The sequence below is a fragment of the Peribacillus frigoritolerans genome (assembly GCF_004358755.1).
Taxonomy (GTDB): domain Bacteria; phylum Bacillota; class Bacilli; order Bacillales; family Bacillaceae; genus Bacillus_P.
Genome location: NZ_SMZY01000021.1, coordinates 1 through 550 on the forward strand (window position 1 = coordinate 1; position 550 = coordinate 550).

General features: G+C 37.8%; 1 rRNA gene. It reads right to left on the reverse strand.

Going from position 1 to position 550, the window contains the following annotated elements:
* Positions 1–228: 228 nt before the first annotated feature.
* Positions 229–344 (reverse strand): 5S ribosomal RNA (gene rrf, locus E2R53_RS22980).
* Positions 345–550 lie beyond the last annotated feature (206 nt).

Sequence of the window (550 nt, forward strand, 5' to 3'; positions counted from 1 at the left end):
TCAAACTCTCCGAAGAAAATTTGTGACTCAATTTGTTGCTGACTTAAAAATTTAAAACGTTTGGTACGCTTTTGGTTTTGTTTAGTTTTCAAAGATCATTTGTTTCAAGTGCAACTTTCTAATCATATTATACTAGATTAATAAAGTCAACTATTTTTTTAATTAATAGCTTTGCGGAATGAACCGCAGATAATTCACAGCATCTAGCTGCTCACTATCATTGCTACAGCCTGGCAACGTCCTACTCTCACAGGGGGAAACCCCCAACTACCATCGGCGCTGAAGAGCTTAACTTCCGTGTTCGGCATGGGAACGGGTGTGACCTCTTTGCCATCATCACCAGACATAGTGACAAAAATTATTATACTATGAAATCCGAAGATTTCAAGCTTTTTTTGAAAGAAGTTATTCTTTCAAAACTAAATAACGTATGATAACAAGATTCACTTACATATTACACTTTATTAGACTGTGGTTAAGTCCTCGAACGATTAGTATCTGTCAGCTCCACACGTCACCGCGCTTCCACCTCAGACCTATCAACCTGATC